The organism is Pseudomonas sp. GM41(2012), assembly GCF_000282315.2.
Lineage (GTDB): Bacteria > Pseudomonadota > Gammaproteobacteria > Pseudomonadales > Pseudomonadaceae > Aquipseudomonas.
Genome location: NZ_AKJN02000007.1, coordinates 68,273 through 85,666 on the forward strand (window position 1 = coordinate 68,273; position 17,394 = coordinate 85,666).

The window sequence follows — 17,394 nt, forward strand, 5'->3', positions numbered from 1 at the left end:
CTTAAACCGACAACGCCATATAGAACTGAGTACCCTGCCCCGGTCGCGAATAAACACCCATCCGCCCGCCGTGCAGCTGCACGATTTCCTTGCACAGTGCCAGACCGAGCCCGGCACCGCCCTTCTTGCGACCCACCTGTACAAAGGGTTCGAAAATCCGCCCCTGCTGACCATAGGCAATGCCTTCGCCGTTGTCCTCGACGCTGATAATCACCCGCTCCCCATGGCGTCGAGCCTGCAAACGTATTTGCCCGCCGGAAGCGGTGTGGCGCAACGCGTTGTCGATCAGGTTATCGAGCACCCGGTCCAGCTGCGGCTGATCGGCCTGCAATCGCGGCAATGGCCCTTGCACTTCCACTAGCAGGTCGATGCCCTGCTCTTCTGCCGGGCCGGCAAAACGTGCCCGGGCCTGGTCCAGCAAATCCTCGATGGAGCACGGCGCCAACGTGAGTTTCTGCAATCCGTTCTGGTAGCGAGAGAAGTTCAGCAGGTCGTTGATCAACTGCATCAAGCGCTGCATCTCTTCATTCACGGTGTCCAGCAGATCAGCTTCACGCGAGTCCTTGTCAAAGTGCGCGCGCTCGCGAAACAGGCCGAACGCCATGTGCATCCCGGTCACCGGCGTTCGCAATTCATGGGAGGCGCGCAGCACAAACTCGCTGCGCACCCGTTCAAACGCCCGCTGTTCGGTGACGTCATGCAGCACCATCACGGCGCCGAGAATATGACCCTGCGTATGGCTGACTGGCGTCAGACTGAAGGTCAGCAACCGCGACTCACCATCGACCTCGATACTCAGGTCCTCAGGCGCCCGCTCCAGGGTGCCACCGCGCAGTACCAGTTGCAGCTGATCATCGAGTTCGGGGCGCTCAAGCGCCGTACCCAGACCCTGACCGAGACGATCACTGTCCCAACCCAACTGACGTTGCGCAACCGGGTTGAGGTGTTCCAAACGGCCATCGCGGTCGATCATCAGCAACCCATCGTCGATGCTGTCGAGCACCGCTTGCAACCGCTGCTGGCCTGCGAGCAGCTCATCGACATTGGTGGCCTGATGCTCACGCAGGGCCTCGGCCATGATCCCGAAGCGCTTGGTCAGCTGATTCATTTCCACGGCCGAGGAAATCGGTAGCGTCACTTCGAAATTGCCTTGGCCGATGTTGTCCGCCGCTTGGGCCAGAGCCTCGATCGGCGCACCAAAACGTTGAGCGATAGCGTGGGCGGTGACGAAGCCGATGATCAGCACCGCCAGCCCCACCAGCCCGAGCAGGCCGGCAATCAGCAGCGCCCTCTCCCGAGCCTGCCGTTCGGTGGCATTGATGTTATCCAGCGCACGCTGTTGCTCGACGATCAAACCATTGCGCAGCGCATTGAATTTTTCGGTGAGTTCTTTGTTGCCACTCAACACCTGCGTCGAGTCACGTGACAGGTCGTACACCTGCAGAAAGCTCAGGTAGTCAGTCTTGGCCTGTTCGAAACCGAACTGGCGCTCATCGCCAGCCTGGGCATGGACAATGCCGTCATCAAGCAACTGGAAATAATGCTGCTTGGACGCCTCGAACGCTGCAGGATCCGGCTTCTCGCTGAGCATGATCATCAGCTGATCGCCCAGGGTCTGACGCAATTTCAGTCCCACGTCGAGCGTGGCGAAGTTATTGCGAATCAGCGCTTCCTGAGAACTCGCCATCTGCATCACGCTGACCAGCCCGAGCAACAGCCCAAGCAGCGCCACAGTGATCAGTGCGGAAATACTCAGAAACAGCCGCGTGCGCAACTTCATCGCCAGTCTCATCGGAGACAGCTCACAAGTTGTACTGCTTGCGTTTTCGGTACAACGTCGAGGCATCGATACCCAGGGTCTTGGCGGCCTGGTCCAGCGTATCTGCCGTGGCGAGGACCGCTCCGATGTGGGCTTTTTCCAATTCATCCAGGCTCAGCGCGGCGCCGATGCGAGGAGCGTTGTTGACCGGGGTTTCAGCCATGCCCAAGTGACTGATCTCGACCCGTTCCTGTGGACAAATGATGCTTGCCCGCTCCACAACGTTGCGCAGTTCGCGAATATTCCCCGGCCAGCGGTAGCCGAGCAGCGCTTCACGGGCTTCGTCGCTGAAGCCCCGAGCCGGACGCGCGTATTCCTTGACGAAGCGGGCCAGAAAGCGATCGGCCAGGGTCAGAATATCCTCCCTGCGCTCGCGCAGTGGCGGCAGGTGCAAGGTGATGACGTTCAGGCGGTAGAGCAAATCTTCACGGAAACGGCCGTCGCGGACCATGTCTTCGAGGTTCTGGTTTGTGGCCGCGAGGATGCGCACATCGGCGCGGCGGGTGACCGGGTCGCCCACCCGTTCGTATTCTTTATCCTGGATGAAACGCAGCAGTTTAGGTTGCAAAACCAACGGAAAATCGCCGATCTCGTCAAGAAACAGCGTCCCACCGTCGGCCTGATTGACACGACCCAGAGTACTTTCGCTGGCCCCGGTGAACGCGCCACGGCTGTGGCCGAAGAGCTCGCTTTCCATGAGTTCGGCGGTCAGGGACGGGCAGTTGATCGTGATGCAGGATTTCTTCGAGCGCTTGCTCCAGCCGTGAATGGCCTGGGACAGTTCGCCTTTACCGGTGCCGGACTCGCCGAGAATCAAAATATTGGCATCGGTGTTGGCCACCTGGCGGGCGGTTTCGAGCACGACTTTCATCGCCGGGCTGTGAGAGTCCAGGCCATCCTTGGGTTTGCGCACTTCGCCTTCAAGGGCTTCCAGGCGTGCCGACAGTTGCCGCACTTCCAGCTGCTTGGCGGTGGCCAGGCGCAATTGGTCGGGGCTGCAGGGCTTGACCAGATAGTCGGCGGCCCCGGCCTGAATGGCATCGACCGCCGTGTCCACGGCCGAGTGAGCGGTGACGATCACCACCCTCATCCACGGCGCCTGAATGCGCATTTGGGCCAGCACATCGAGGCCGTTGTCTTCCCCCAGTCGCAGATCGAGGAAACACAGGTCGAACACTTGACGCTGAAGCAGTGCATCCGCCTGAGCGGCGCTGTTGGCGGTAGCGACGCTATAGCCTTCATCTTCGAGGCAATAACGGAAAGTACGCAGGATGGCGGACTCATCGTCCACCAGCAGAATGCGGCCTTGATGCTCAGTGGCTGACTCCATTTTCCTACGCTCCTTAATGAATGATCTTGGTTAGTCCCAGAATAATCGGGCAAGTTGCATGGTTGATTCTGGTCGATTTCAGCCACAGCAGCGTAGCTCTCCCCTCACCCTACGGCTAATCGCCTGATTTTGTTGTTTTTTTATCAGATAGCCGGTTCGCAGGCGATTGGCAGTGTCCCCTTGTGACATCCACACCCTCTTCGCAATTCAAAAATATTGAAAGTTCCCACTCGCCCATCGTGCATTACGCACGACTTCAAAAGGACCATCGTGCAGGATGCGTCCGATCCGGTTTCCACATTATTCATAACTAGTTGATTTTATTGGATTTTATTATCAGCAAAAGCTGGCATGCAGACTGCAACAGTGTGATTGACCGGGGCATTCAAGAAGTCGCCCCCTAACAAGATCACCACAGAGTGGGAGGAGCTTCAGGATGAGTCGCCAACGTGCCGCCCAGTTGCGTATCTCGCCACTGCATATCCAGCAAGGTCTGTTTGCTGTTCTGGCGCTATTGATCACCTTGATCGTCGGCCAGCAGTTTCAGCGTTGGGAGCAGAACCATCAGCAAGAAGCGCCACGCTTGTCGATTCAGCACCCGACCCAAACTCATTTCAGTGCGGCCAGCAGCAACCAGGCTGACAGCCCCCCAATGCGAATGATGGACGTCGACCAGGCTCAACCTGCGGATGAGATGCCTCGCCAGGAACATTGGGTGTTCTAAACACATGAACTTGGCGCTTTCGATGCGCCGGGAAAAGCACCACAAGCAACATCTCTAAATAGAAGCGTAAGGAGAATCACCATGTTGAGCTGGGCAATCACATTCTTGATTATTGCCATCATCGCTGCGGTACTGGGCTTCGGTGGTATCGCGGGCACCGCCACGGGTATCGCCAAGATTCTCTTTGTCGTGTTCCTGGTGATGTTCATTGCTTCCTTCTTCTTTGGCCGTCGCGGTCGAGGGTGAATATGAGCGTTTTGTTAAAGACACTGGCAGCCGCCCTGTTTCTGGGCGGCAGTGCCATGGCAACAGCGGCCAATGACGGCCAGACGCGGGTCAATGAGTTGCTCAATGCAGACCCGCAGTACCGTGAAACCTGGCAAGGCGTGGTGAAGAAGGAGGAACGTCTGCCGGAATGGGTCATGAACCTGTCCGGCGACGCCGAACAAATGAATGCCGTTGAAGAAGATGGCGAAAAGTATCTGGTTGGGCCGTTGTGCGAAACGCAGGCGACATGCCTCAACAAGCGCTTGATCATTGCCGTCAGCTTCGACAAGAAGGATGCCTACGCCATGCTGGTCGAAGTGCCTGCGGGGCTGCCGGCCGACAAGTCGCCCACGCGACATGCCGACTACCGCTTTCTGGGAAAGCCGGACCAGGGCATGCGGGACTTGTTGATGGAACAACTGAAGAAAGATCCACACTGGTACTGAATTCGTAACATGAAAGAAGCAGCATGGCTTCTTTCCACTGCGCTACCCGAGGACGGTAGACGCATGATCAAGGGGCCGGGACGTTCTGCCTGTTTCAGGGGCGGAGTGACCTACGGGTACAGGGAGTACCTGCGCAAGGGCCGGATCAGGCAGAAGCTGCGACGCAAGTTCGTCGGTCACTCATGGATCGACGGACTTGCGAAGAGCTCTTCAGCGCAAAGTATTGTCCTAGAGCGTTCTGCTCGCCTCCTCCGCGCCATCTCCGCTAATCCCTCGCAAAACCATTTCGCGGTGTTTCTTTGGTGACCGTATATCGAGAAAACTGCGCCTTAAAGACCGAGAATTTTCGCGCTCAAACGTAGGCTTTTTCCCAAGTTTTAGTCCTCATTCCCTTGTTCAAAAAACAACCAATCTCCTCTGCAATGGCCGGTTCACGGCACTTATGCCTGCCGAAATGTCGTATTCGAACCGGTTGGGACGCGAGTTTCAGTAAAAAAAGCTCATGCCGATTCGGCATAGGGTAGGCGTTTACGGCATTAGACGTCGCTTCCTTGCATCTGAATAGTTGCGCCTTTTTTCGCCTGCCAGAGAGCCGATAACAAGCGCTCCGGGGCACCTTATACGGGGGTAGATGCACAAGACTTTTTCGCCACAAGCGTTCCAGTTCTTGCATCTGCCTGAGTCAAACGCAAGTAAGGGTAAAGATATGAAGAAGGCAAAGCTTAGCCTCGCCTGGCAGATCCTCATCGGTCTGGTATTGGGGATTGCAATCGGTGCGCTGCTCAACCATTTCAGTGCCGAAAAAGCCTGGTGGGTCAGCAACGTCCTGCAACCAGCAGGCGATATCTTTATCCGTCTGATCAAGATGATTGTGATCCCGATCGTGATCTCTTCGCTGATCGTCGGTATTGCAGGCGTCGGCGACGCGAAAAAGCTTGGGCGTATCGGCCTCAAGACCATCCTCTACTTCGAGATCGTCACCACCATCGCCATCGTGGTCGGTCTGGTGTTGGCCAACGTGTTCCATCCGGGCACCGGCATCGACATGAGCACCCTGGGTACCGTGGATATTTCCAAGTACCAGGCCACGGCCGCCGAGGTTCAGCATGAACATGCGTTCATCCAGACCATCCTCAACCTGATCCCGTCGAACATCTTCGCGGCCATGGCCCGCGGCGAGATGCTGCCGATCATCTTCTTCTCCGTATTGTTCGGTCTCGGTCTGTCGAGCCTGCAATCGGACCTGCGCGAGCCGCTGGTGAAGATGTTCCAGGGCGTGTCGGAAAGCATGTTCAAAGTCACTCACATGATCATGAACTACGCCCCGATCGGCGTTTTCGCACTGATCGCGGTGACTGTGGCCAACTTCGGCTTCGCCTCCCTGTTGCCGCTGGCCAAACTGGTGATCCTGGTTTACGTCGCCATCGCCTTCTTCGCCTTCGTGGTACTGGGCCTGATCGCTCGCCTGTTCGGCTTCTCGGTGATCAAGCTGATGCGCATCTTCAAGGATGAGCTGGTGCTGGCCTACTCCACCGCCAGTTCCGAAACCGTGCTGCCGCGCGTGATCGAGAAAATGGAAGCCTACGGCGCGCCGAAAGCCATTTGCAGCTTCGTGGTACCGACCGGCTACTCGTTCAACCTCGACGGTTCGACCCTGTACCAGAGCATCGCGGCCATCTTCATTGCCCAGCTCTACGGCATCGACCTGTCGATCAGCCAGCAGTTGCTGCTGGTGCTGACCCTGATGGTTACCTCCAAAGGTATCGCCGGCGTACCGGGTGTGTCCTTTGTGGTGCTGCTGGCTACCTTGGGCAGCGTGGGTATTCCGCTCGAAGGCCTGGCGTTCATCGCTGGTGTCGACCGCATCATGGACATGGCCCGTACCGCACTGAACGTGATCGGCAATGCCTTGGCCGTGCTGGTCATCTCCCGCTGGGAAGGCATGTACGACGACGCCAAGGGCCAGCGCTACTGGAACTCCCTGCCGCACTGGCGCAGCAAGGAAAAATTGCCGGTGGGCGAAGTTTCCAGCAACTGATCACGCCCTCTGTAGGAGCATGGCTTGCCCGCGATGAACGATGACGCGGTATAGCTGATAGACCGCAGCGCCCGCATCGCGAGCAAGCTTTGCTCCTACAAGAAGAGCCAAAATAAACCCCGGAGAAATCCGGGGTTTGTCGTTTCTGGCTACCCCGCTATCATTCGCCGCATTCTTCGGGGGATTTGACTGATGCTTAATGGCCTGTGGCTTGGCTTCTTCATCGTGGCTGCCGTTTCGGCACTGGCGCAATGGCTGATCGGCGGAAACGCCGGGATCTTCGCGGCGATGGTGGAAAGCATTTTCGCCATGGCCAAGTTGTCGGTCGAAGTCATGGTCCTGTTGTTCGGCACGCTGACGCTCTGGCTGGGCTTTCTGCGGATTGCCGAGAAGGCCGGGATCGTCGAGTGGCTGGCCAAAGCGCTGGGCCCGTTGTTCCTGCGGTTGATGCCGGAAGTGCCGGCCGGGCACCCAGCCATCGGCCTGATCACGCTGAACTTCGCCGCCAACGGCCTGGGCCTGGACAACGCCGCCACGCCAATCGGCCTTAAAGCCATGAAGGCGCTGCAAGAGCTCAATCCCAGCGACACCATCGCCAGCAACGCGCAAATCCTGTTCCTGGTGCTCAACGCCTCCTCCCTGACCCTGCTGCCGGTGACGATCTTCATGTACCGCGCCCAGCAAGGTGCGCCCGATCCGACCCTGGTGTTCCTGCCAATCCTGCTCGCCACCAGTTGCTCGACATTGGTCGGCCTGCTGTCGGTGGCGTTCATGCAGCGTCTGCGCCTGTGGGACCCGGTGGTGCTCGCGTACCTGATTCCCGGCGCCTTGGCCCTCGGTGCCTTCATGGCGCTGCTGGCGACGCTCTCAGCGACCGCTCTGGCCAGCCTGTCATCGATCCTCGGCAACGTGACGCTGTTCGGGCTGATCATGCTGTTTCTAGTGATCGGCGCGCTGCGCAAAGTGAAGGTGTACGAAGCGTTCGTCGAAGGCGCCAAAGAAGGCTTCGACGTGGCCAAGAACCTGCTGCCGTATCTGGTGGCGATGCTGTGTGCCGTCGGCGTGCTGCGGGCATCCGGAGCGCTGGACTTTGGCCTGGACGGGATCCGGCATCTGGTGGAATGGGCCGGTTGGGACACGCGCTTCGTCGATGCGCTGCCGACCGCCATGGTCAAGCCGTTCTCCGGCAGTGCCGCCCGGGCGATGCTGATCGAAACAATGAAAACGTCTGGCGTGGACAGCTTCCCGGCGCTGGTGGCGGCGACGATTCAGGGCAGTACCGAAACGACGTTCTACGTATTGGCGGTGTACTTCGGCGCAGTGGGAATCCAGCGGGCGCGGCATGCGGTGGGGTGTGCGTTGCTAGCGGAGCTTGCCGGCGTTCTCGGCGCGATCGGCGTTTGTTACTGGTTCTTCGGCTAACCACAAAACCCTGTGGGAGCGAGCCTTTGTGGCGAGGGGACTTGTCCCCGTTGGGTCGCGAAGCGGCCCCAATTTCTGAATTCAAGTTGTATCTGATACACCGAGAACTCAGATTTTGGGACTGCTGCGCAGTCCAACGGGGACAAGTCCCCTCGCCACAAAGGCTCTCTCCCACATTGGGGCTATGTTGGCTTTAAGGGCGGGGAGGCGGAGCGACTTTCTGCCCTTGCTCAACCGCCCAAGCCACCACCTGCACCGTCAACTGGTCACTGGCCTGGCCAAACCCGGCCACCACCGCCGGCACCTTCGCATCGCTCAACGGCTGGCGCACCTCAAAGCGTCGGCTGGCAAGGATTCGCTGGTCATAACCGCGTACCAGCAACGCATCCAGGCGCACGACGACGCTCGCGTTCGTTCCTTGGTACTCAGTCTGGAATGCCTGCAGGCTACCGCCCAGTTCAAGATCCGCCTGGAAGTTGCTGTCGTCGGTGCTCAGCAATGTCACCCGACCATCACGCTGGAAACCATCCAACAGACGATTGCGCAACAACACCGGTGCCGGGTCGCTCCAGCGCGAGGCCTTGTAGCTGCTGATCAGATCACCCTGAGGGATCACGGCGATCTTCGGGCTGTTCAAGGCTTCGCTGGTCTGTGGCTTGGTCAGACGCAGCGACCAGCGCTGCGGCGTCCCGTGACTGGCCGATGCGCTGCTCTGGGCCGAAGGCAACCGATAGACGTCGGACGGCTCGGACTTGGGCAGGATCGAGCAGGCGCTGAGCACAACGAAGCTGGCGAGGAGGGCGAGGTGAGTCAGCTTCATGGCGTGAACTCCTTGTTCTTGTCATTGCCCAGCAAATAACCGGTGGGGTTGGCTTCCAGACGCTGGGAAATAGCCCGTAACGACGTCAGGGTGTCGCGCAGTTCACGCACCGCCGGGGCCAGGCCATTGAGGCCTTGCATGCCGCTGTTGAGCGAATCCTGATTGGTCGTGAGCAACGTGTTGATGGTCGCGCTGCTCTGTTCCAACGACTTCATCGCCTGCTCGGCACTGCCGAACATCTGCTTGCCTTGATCGTTGAGCATGCCATTGGCGTTGCGCATCAGCGCCGACGTCTGTTCCAGCATGGCGCCGGCCTGTTTGCCGACCGAGGCCAGTTGCTGCATCGCCTGGCGGATATCGCCGCGCTGGTCGGCGATGGTGCCGGTGGTTTGTTCCAGATGTTCAAGGGTCTGGCTGATGCGCTCGACGTTCTCCGAAGAAAACATCTTGTTGGCGTTGAGCATCAGCATGTTCACACCGGCCACCAGGTCGCCGCTGTCGTTCAGCAAACGGGCGATGGGTGAGGGCGATGCAATGATCGTCGGCAAATTACCGTCCTTGCCCTTGAGCTTCGGACTCTGCGGCGTACCACCGCTGAGCTGGATGATCGAGGTCCCGGTGATCCCGGTCAGCGCCAATATGGCCCGGGTGTCTTCCTTGATCGGTGTATCGCCGCCCAGGCGGATCCGCGCCAGCACCCGGCGCGGGTCTTTCGGGTCCAGACGCAGGGTCACCACGTCGCCGACCTTGATCCCGCTGTACTGCACGGCGCTGCCCTTGGACAGGCCGCTGACGGCCTCGTTGAAGACAACTTCGTAATCCTTGAACTCGGTGTCGACGCTGGACTTGGCCAGCCACAAGCCGAAGAGCAGGGCGCCCGCCACCACAATCACGGTGAACAGGCCGATCAATACATGATGGGCTCGGGTTTCCATGTCAAACCTCCTTAAGCTGTTGAGCGGCGGTCAACGCCGCGCGGCCGCGAGGGCCATGGAAATATTCGTGAATCCACGGATCGTCAGTTTCCGAGACCTTGTCGATGGCATCCGCCACCAGCACTTTCTTCTGCGCCAGCACCGCCACGCGGTCGGTGATGGTGTAGAGCGTGTCGAGGTCGTGGGTCACCAGAAACACACTCAGGCCCAACGCATCGCGCAGGGTCAGGATCAATTGATCGAACGCGGCCGCGCCAATCGGATCGAGGCCGGCAGTGGGCTCGTCGAGAAACAGGATGTCCGGGTCCAACGCCAGCGCGCGGGCCAGTGCCGCACGCTTGATCATGCCGCCGGACAGCGAAGCGGGGTACTTGTCGGCCGCCGACAGCGGCAACCCGGCCAAGGCCATTTTCACTGCCGCCAGGTGCTCGGCGTCCTCTCGGCTCAAACCGGCATGCTCGATCAGGGGCAGGGCGACGTTCTCGGTGACTGTCAGCGAAGAGAACAGGGCGCCTTTCTGGAACAGCACGCCAAAGCGCCGTTCGACCATCGAACGCTCGTGTTCGGACAGCGTCGGCAGGTTTTTGCCGAAGACCTTCACCACCCCTTCGCTGGGCTGGCGCAAGCCGACGATGCTGCGCAACAGCACTGACTTGCCACTGCCGGAACCGCCGACCACAGCCAGGATTTCACCCTTGTACAAATCCAGATCGAGGTTCTCATGCACGCTCTGGCGACCAAAGCGATTGCACAGATCGCGGACTTCGATCACCGCCTCGGATGGCGCTCGGGTTAGACGACTCACCAGCCCATCTCCATGAAAAACAGCGCAGCCACGGCGTCGAGCACGATCACCACGAAAATAGACTGGACCACGCTCGACGTGGTGTGAGCACCGACGGACTCGGCGCTGCCGCTGACTTTAAAGCCTTCGAGACAGCCGATGGCGGCGATCAGGAACGCAAAGATCGGTGCTTTGACGATCCCCACCAAAAAGTGCTGAACACCGATGTCGGTTTGCAGCAGCGACAGGAACATCGCTGGCGAGATATCCAGCGCCACCGCGCAAACCACACCGCCGCCGACAATCCCCGAAAGCATCGCCAGAAAGGTCAGCATCGGCAGCGCGACCAGCAGGGCCAACACGCGCGGCACCACCAGCAACTCCATCGGGTCGAGGCCCAAGGTGCGGATGGCGTCGATTTCTTCGTTGGCTTTCATCGAACCGATCTGCGCGGTGAACGCACTGGCGGTGCGGCCGGCCATCAGGATCGCGGTCAGCAACACACCGAATTCGCGCAGGAAGGAGAACGCCACCAGGTCCACGGTGAAAATACTCGCGCCGAAACTCGCCAACACCGTCGCCCCGAGAAATGCCACCACGGCGCCCACCAGAAAGGTCAGCAGGGCAACGATGGGCGCGGCGTCGAGGCCGGTCTGTTCGATGTGCGCGACCATCGGCGTAATGCGCCAGCGCTTGGGGCGAAACAGCCCGCGGGCGATGGTTTCCAGAATCAGGCCGACAAAACCCAGCAGTTGCAGGGTGTCCTGCCAGACCGCGTCAACCGCCCGGCCGATGCGGGTCAGCAGTTGAATGCCGACGCTGATTTCCGGTTCCTTGATCGGCACGCAGAAGTCGGTCAGCGAGCAGTACACCGTCTGCAACAAGGCGCGATCAGCGGAAGAAAGGGTGCAATCGGGGTGTTCGGCAGATTTGCCCAGACGCTCGGCCCCCAGCAACTCCACCAGCAATGACGCACCCGCCGTATCGAGTGCGCCGAGGCTATTGAGATCGATGTGGGTGTTGTTGTCGTATTGGCCACGGAGCCTTTCGCTCAGGCGGCTGAGATCGGAATAATGGGCGAGCGTCCAGTCACCCGTGACCCGCAACAGAGCAGGGCTTTGCGAGGTGTCCAGTAGGGCACTGCCGGGCATTGTGCTGCTAGTCATAAACTCCGTGCTTGTTCGGCTATTACGCAGATCTGACTAATAGCACGAACCACGTTACTTTTCTTTGATGGGTGTGCTGTCCATGACCTTGAAGCGCAGCACGCCAATCAACTGACCGTCCTCAGTCAGCACCCGGACCTGCCATTTGCCTGCGGGGTTGCCGGGGAAGTTTTGCTTGTGGGTCCAGGCGCGATAGCCTTCCTTGCGCCCTCCATTGATATCCAGCGGGATACGGTCGACTTCTTTCCCGTTGAACATCCAGACGTGATAAATCCGCTCAGCCAGCCCCCTGGGGGCGTTGATCGCGGTGTACGCGTACAGCCCACCTCCGCGAATCTGCTCGGCGCTGACTTCTTCCAGGCTCTTGCCGGGGGTGCGGTCTTGCATTTGGGTGCTGATCGCCACATCGGTCATCCACAGGGTCGCCGGTGGAACCCAGGATCGCAGCACCCAACCGGCGGCGCCGATACCGACGGTGATGCTGAGGATCGCCAACGCATTGCGCACAGTGCGAATCGGGAAGATCGAGGCTAGGCTCGGGAACGACAGCAACATGGCAATGCCCAGCGCCAGCTTGAAGCTCTGGGCGGTGGTCAGGTGCAAAATGACGGGCAGGGCGGTCAGCAGGGCCGCGAACAGAGTCAGGGTGTGCAGTGCCAGGAACGCCCAGCGGCGCGGTGCCAGCCATTTGTAGTAGAGCGGGTCGATGATCGAAATCAGCGCCGCCATGCTCAGTAATCCAGTGAAGAACAACTGGCCGCTGTTCCAGGTGGTAGTGATTAAAAAGAACGGCAGAACGAAGAATAGGCTTTCCTGGTGGATCATCTGCGTCGCATAACGCAGTAGCGGCTGGGGTATTTCGCGCTTGAAGACCTTGGCGAACAGCTTGGTGAGGCTGTTTTCCAGCATCAGCCAGACCCAGCTGACCAGCATGATGGTGGTGATCCAGGTCGCCAGACCCTGTTGGCGATCCACCAGCATGAAGCTGCCGACCCCGGAAATGAAACCACCGAGCGCAATGACCCCTGGGTAGCGCTTCATCAATTCCAGGATGCGCTGTACGAATAGGGTCAGAGTAGGCATTCGGCGGTTCGCAATAGTCGTGGGAAAAATCCTCGACAGGGTAACCGCCGAGAGGGCGGCGTGGCGAGGGTCCCGGTCACTTTGGCCAAACACAAAACCTGGGCCTAGACGCTTACCTGTGGCGAGGGGGCTTGCCCCCGTTCGGCTGCGTAGCAGTCGCAAAACCGGTTGATGCGGTGTATCTGCCTAAACGGGTCATCAGTTTTGGGGCCGCTTCGCAGCCCAACGGGGGCAAGCCCCCTCGCCACAAAAGTCCCCTCGCCACAAGGATCGGTTACCGTCTGCGATGTACGCGCCAAGCCAACAGACTGAGTACAAGCAAACCGAACACCCCGGCAATCGCCCACATAAACTGATCATCACTGATCAACGGCTGTTCGATCCGCAGGTAGCCCGGCTGCATCAGCAATTCACGCATGGCCTTGTTTGCTTCTTCCAGCGTCACCCCTTGCAGTTCCTTGGCGGGGTTGGCGAAACGGCCGTCCTCGTAGTCCCCAAGGGCACTCCAGTAATAATCGGCCAACGCGCTGTTGCCTTGCACGGCCCAGGCCTGGCGGGCGATGGCGGCCTGCTTGATGCGGTTGAAGGTGCCGGCATTGAGACCGTCCCTGAGCAACCCGGCCTTCAGATTATCCAGCACCCGTTCAGCCTCGGGCACGTCGTCGCGCTCAAGGTCCGCATTCAGGCTCATGAAACCCACACCGCCAAACACCTCGCGCTCGACCGAAGGCCCGTAGGACAAGCCATGGGCCAGGCGCAATTGGCGGTAGAGCGCCCAGTCCAGATAGTCCTTGAGCAAGTCGAAGGTTTCGTCGTGCTGATCTTCCAGCACCGGCTCTGGCACCAGCCAATGCAACTTGGCACTGCCGCCAACAAAACCATGACTCAGGGTGCGCTCATGGGCAGCACTGGCCTGGATCGCCGGCAGGGGCGGGTGATCGGTCGGATCGACCGCTTCAAGCGCGCCATAAGACCGTTCCAGATAGGCCGGCAGCAACCGCTCAAGGTCGCCGACGACGATCAGGGTCATGTTGTTGGGCGCGTACCAGGCCTTGCGTACCTTTTCCAGCTGATCGCGGGTCAGGTGATCGACTTCGGCGCGTTCGGGGCATTTGAGGCCCAGTTCCACTGCCAGCTGATTACTCGCCGTGTGGCCAAGGTCCTGACGATCCAGAAAGCGTTGCAGGTGCGAGTAATGGCCGCCATCTTCGCGCTCGACCACTTGTTTGGCGGCGTTGATGGCGTTGTCGTCGATTCGGGTCTGGGTCAGCAGCGCCAGCAGCAGGTCGAGGACCTTGCGCTGGTTTTTCGCCGGGGCTTCGATGACGAACGTCGTGTCGGCATTGCTGGTGTAGGCGTTCCACTCGCCACCCAAGGCCTGCATGCGCTCTTCCAGCCCGCCTTCGCCCGTGGCGTCGATGCCGCTGAACAGCAAGTGCTCAAGCAGGTGCGGCAGCTCCTTGTCGGCGCAGCTGAAATCATCGATGCCGACGCCGACCACCAGACGAATCGCCACATGCCCGCGCTCGGTACCGGGTTTGAGCAGCAATTGCAGGCCGTTGGGCAGCGTGTAGCCCTCGACCTGAAAGCGATCCAGGGCAAATGAAGGGAATGAGCCAAGCAACAGACAAGCGAACAACAAACAACGCATAGCAAGCTTCCAGGCAACCAATCGGAGATCCGTGTCGTCAGCCAGGCCGTCTTCGCGAGCAGGCTCACTCCCAAAGTGGATCTTCGGTGTAATCGGAAATTGTGTCCGACTCAGATCACCTGTGGGAGCGAGCCTGCTCGCGATGGCGGCCTTCATGCTGAATCAATGTTACTGACTGATCACTCTGCCAGACGTTCAAGGTGAATGAGTAATGTCAGCGAATTCGTCGGCCGCCAGGGCGCCGGTGTCGGAAGTTTCCAGCACCACATAGGCGCTGCTGCAAAACAGTGAATTCAGACGCTTCATGTCGGCAATCAACTCAAGGTGCAACGAGCTGGTCTCGATACTCTGCACGATCTTACGTTGCAATCGGCTGACGTGAGCATGGGCCAGGCGCCGTTCCTGTGCGCGAAAGCGACGTTTCTCACGCAGTAACTGGCGGGCACTTTCCTTATCGGCACTGAGGAATACCGACAACCCCAGGCGCAGGTTGGAGATCAACTGACTGTGCAGCCCCGCCAACTCTTCCAGGCCGACCTCGGAAAAAGACCGGCGCTGCGAGGTTTTCTGTTGCTGGACCTTGCGCAGCATGCGTTCGATGAGGTCACTGGCGAGTTTAAGGTTGATCGCCAGCTCGATGATTTCCGCCCAGCGCCGGCTGTCCTGCTCGCTGAGGTCTTCGCGGGGCATTTGCGCCAGATACAGTTTGATCGCGCCATAGAGCGATTCCACATCATCGGTCAGGCGCCGCATTTCCTGGGTAACGGCGGTTTGCTTGCCGTTCAGCACGTCGAGCATGGCCTCGAGCATGTTGTCGATCAGGTCGCCGATGCGCAGGGTTTCCCGGGCGGCATTGGCCAGCGCCAGACTGGGCGTGACCAGCGCTGTGGGATCAAGATGCCGCGGTTTGGCAGTGCCATTGATTTGCGGGCGCTCCGGCAGCACCCACGCACAGAACCTGGCCATCGGTCCGACACTCGGCAGCAAGAGCAGGCAACGCGCGGTGTTGTAGAGCAGGTGAAAGCCGATGACCATTTCCTGAGGGCTGAAGTCCAGGCTGTCGATCCAGTGCACCAACGGGTCGAGCACCGGGATGATCAGCAACAGGCCGATCAGTTTGTAGAGCAGGCTGCCCAGCGCCACCTGGCGGCCGGCGGCGTTCTGCATGCTGGTGCTGAGGAAGGCAAGGATGCCGCTGCCGATGTTGGCGCCGATCACCAGGCCGATGGCAACGGGCAGGCTGATCACCGCAGCACCGGCCAGGGTCGCGGTCAGCAGGACGGCGGCCAGGCTGGAGTAGGAAACCATCGCAAACAGCGCGCCGACCAGGGCATCGAGCAAGATGTCGCCGGTCAGCGAGGCGAAAATAACCTTCACGCCTTGGGCCTGGGTAATCGGCGCGGCAGCCTCGACGATCAGTTGCAGCGCCAGGATGATCAGCCCCAGCCCGATACAGACCCGGCCCATCTGTCCGACCCGGGTCTGTTTGCGCGACAGAAAGAAAATCACCCCAAGAAAGATCAGCAGCGGCGACAACCATGACAGGTCGAAGGTCAGCACCCGCGCCATCAGCGCGGTACCGACGTCGGCCCCGAGCATGGTCGCCAGGGCCGGGGTCAACGCCATCAGGCCCTGACCGACAAAGGAGGTGACGAGCATGGCGGTGGCGTTGCTGCTCTGGACCATCGCCGTCACGACGATCCCCGAGATGAACGCCAGCCAGCGCTTGGACATGTTCCGGCCAATCACATGGCGCAGGTTGGAACCGTAGACCCGCAAGATGCCGGTTCGGACGATGTGCGTGCCCCAAATCAACAAGGCCACGGCAGATAACAAATTGAGCAGGGTGAGCATGCAGGCCCCCTGTGGTGGTAGCGCCCCATTGGGGCAAGTTGACGGTGCCGCGCGTTCTTCTACGTTCTGTACTTAAGCTGTAGTTGGCTAACGGTCTGCGCGCCAGCATCGCACAGCTAAAGAAGCGATTGAAACAAAACCGTCATGAAAACAGGTTCATGCAGATATGAAAAAGGGGCCCGAAGGCCCCTTTGTCATCACATGGCATTCGGGTTACTGACCCGGAATGTCCTTGCGCAGCTTCACCGGATCCTGCTGCTTGCGCTTTTTCGCCATCGCGGTACGCATCTTGATGTTGATTGCTTCCACCGCCAGCGAGAACGCCATGGCGAAGTAGACGTAGCCTTTTGGCACGTGAACGTCGAGGGATTCAGCAATCAGCACAGTACCGACTATCAACAGGAACGACAGCGCCAGCATCTTCAGCGATGGGTGCTTGTCGATGAACTCGCTGATGGTGCCGGAAGCCCACATCATCACCAGCACGGCAACGACGATCGCCGCGACCATGACCGGTACGTGGGACACCATGCCCACGGCGGTGATGACCGAGTCCAGCGAGAACACGATGTCGATGATCGCGATCTGAACGATGGTGTAGAGGAAGTTGCCGCCCTTGCCGCCCGGCTCCTCATTGGTTTCGTCTTCACCTTCCAGCGCGTGGTACATCTCTTGCGAGCTCTTCCACAGCAGGAACAGACCACCGAAGAACAGGATCAGGTCACGCCCGGAAATACCCTGGCCGAACACTTCGAACAAGTCGGCGGTAAGGCGCATGACCCAGGTGATCGACAGCAGCAACAGGATCCGCGTGACCATGGCCAGCGCCAGGCCGAAAATCCGCGTGCGCGCCTGCATGTGCTTGGGCATGCGGCTGACCAGGATCGAAATCATGATGATGTTATCGATACCCAGAACGATTTCCAGGGCGGTCAGGGTGAAGAAGGCAACCCAGATTTCAGGGTTGGTCAGCCATTCCATGTGTATTCCTTTGTGCGAGTGTTAAACCACGAAGGGCCCAGGCTTCAAACAACAAAGCCTGGACCCGTCATGGT

At 59.5% G+C, this 17,394-nt stretch carries 15 protein-coding genes; 5 read left to right on the forward strand and 10 right to left on the reverse strand.

Annotation, left to right across the window (positions count from 1 at the left end):
* Window position 1 precedes the first annotated feature (1 nt).
* Together PMI27_RS14120 and algB are read right to left on the reverse strand one after the other, a co-directional pair.
* Window positions 2-1,792: a KinB sensor domain-containing domain gene (locus PMI27_RS14120; RefSeq protein WP_008155612.1), complete on the reverse strand. Its 1,791-nt coding sequence runs from the start codon at window positions 1,790-1,792 to the stop codon at window positions 2-4.
* Window positions 1,793-1,802: 10 nt separating this feature from the next.
* A complete protein-coding gene (algB, locus tag PMI27_RS14115) occupies window positions 1,803-3,149 on the reverse strand; it encodes a sigma-54-dependent response regulator transcription factor AlgB (protein ID WP_008155614.1) in 1,347 nt (448 codons plus the stop codon).
* Between the two features lie 436 nt (window positions 3,150-3,585).
* Between algB and PMI27_RS14110 the strand changes: the two genes are divergently transcribed.
* The 5 genes from PMI27_RS14110 (at window position 3,586) to PMI27_RS14085 (ending at window position 8,046) form a co-directional block, all read left to right on the forward strand.
* The gene (locus tag PMI27_RS14110; protein WP_008155616.1) at window positions 3,586-3,873 is read left to right on the forward strand and encodes a hypothetical protein; all 288 of its coding nucleotides are present in this window, start codon (window positions 3,586-3,588) and stop codon (window positions 3,871-3,873) included.
* Window positions 3,874-3,954: 81 nt separating this feature from the next.
* Window positions 3,955-4,119, forward strand: a complete 165-nt coding sequence (locus PMI27_RS30500; protein ID WP_003177151.1) for a DUF1328 domain-containing protein — start codon at window positions 3,955-3,957, stop codon at window positions 4,117-4,119.
* Between the two features lie 2 nt (window positions 4,120-4,121).
* Window positions 4,122-4,586 carry an inhibitor of vertebrate lysozyme family protein gene (locus PMI27_RS14100; RefSeq protein ID WP_008155618.1) on the forward strand — a complete coding sequence of 155 codons (465 nt, stop codon included), beginning with the start codon at window positions 4,122-4,124 and terminating at the stop codon, window positions 4,584-4,586.
* A 706-nt stretch (window positions 4,587-5,292) separates the two neighbouring features.
* Window positions 5,293-6,624, forward strand: coding sequence for a glutamate/aspartate:proton symporter GltP (gltP, locus tag PMI27_RS14090; protein ID WP_008155623.1), 1,332 nt, complete (start codon window positions 5,293-5,295; stop codon window positions 6,622-6,624).
* A gap of 192 nt (window positions 6,625-6,816) precedes the next feature.
* Window positions 6,817-8,046, forward strand: coding sequence for a nucleoside recognition domain-containing protein (locus PMI27_RS14085; protein ID WP_008155625.1), 1,230 nt, complete (start codon window positions 6,817-6,819; stop codon window positions 8,044-8,046).
* A 193-nt stretch (window positions 8,047-8,239) separates the two neighbouring features.
* Here the strand turns inward: PMI27_RS14085 and PMI27_RS14080 are convergent, their stop codons facing one another.
* From PMI27_RS14080 to PMI27_RS14045, 8 genes are all read right to left on the reverse strand, one after another.
* Window positions 8,240-8,866 (reverse strand): ABC-type transport auxiliary lipoprotein family protein, encoded by a 627-nt coding sequence (locus tag PMI27_RS14080; protein ID WP_008155628.1) that lies wholly within the window; start codon window positions 8,864-8,866, stop codon window positions 8,240-8,242.
* The gene (locus PMI27_RS14075; RefSeq protein ID WP_008155630.1) at window positions 8,863-9,801 is read right to left on the reverse strand and encodes an MlaD family protein; all 939 of its coding nucleotides are present in this window, start codon (window positions 9,799-9,801) and stop codon (window positions 8,863-8,865) included. The genes PMI27_RS14080 and PMI27_RS14075 overlap by 4 nt, the downstream gene beginning before the upstream one ends.
* 1 nt (window position 9,802) lies before the next feature.
* On the reverse strand, window positions 9,803-10,606 hold the full coding sequence (locus tag PMI27_RS14070; protein ID WP_008155632.1) for an ABC transporter ATP-binding protein: 804 nt from the start codon (window positions 10,604-10,606) through the stop codon (window positions 9,803-9,805).
* Window positions 10,603-11,751: an MlaE family ABC transporter permease gene (locus tag PMI27_RS14065; RefSeq protein WP_008155634.1), complete on the reverse strand. Its 1,149-nt coding sequence runs from the start codon at window positions 11,749-11,751 to the stop codon at window positions 10,603-10,605. The genes PMI27_RS14070 and PMI27_RS14065 overlap by 4 nt, the downstream gene beginning before the upstream one ends.
* A 54-nt stretch (window positions 11,752-11,805) precedes the next feature.
* Complete coding sequence (locus PMI27_RS14060; RefSeq protein ID WP_008155637.1) at window positions 11,806-12,834, reverse strand: DUF5924 family protein; 1,029 nt, start codon at window positions 12,832-12,834, stop codon at window positions 11,806-11,808.
* Between the two features lie 274 nt (window positions 12,835-13,108).
* On the reverse strand, window positions 13,109-14,485 hold the full coding sequence (locus tag PMI27_RS14055) for a M16 family metallopeptidase (protein ID WP_008155638.1): 1,377 nt from the start codon (window positions 14,483-14,485) through the stop codon (window positions 13,109-13,111).
* A gap of 195 nt (window positions 14,486-14,680) precedes the next feature.
* Window positions 14,681-16,339 carry a Na/Pi cotransporter family protein gene (locus tag PMI27_RS14050; protein WP_008155640.1) on the reverse strand — a complete coding sequence of 553 codons (1,659 nt, stop codon included), beginning with the start codon at window positions 16,337-16,339 and terminating at the stop codon, window positions 14,681-14,683.
* Between the two features lie 213 nt (window positions 16,340-16,552).
* The gene (locus PMI27_RS14045; RefSeq protein ID WP_008155643.1) at window positions 16,553-17,320 is read right to left on the reverse strand and encodes a TerC family protein; all 768 of its coding nucleotides are present in this window, start codon (window positions 17,318-17,320) and stop codon (window positions 16,553-16,555) included.
* Window positions 17,321-17,394 lie beyond the last annotated feature (74 nt).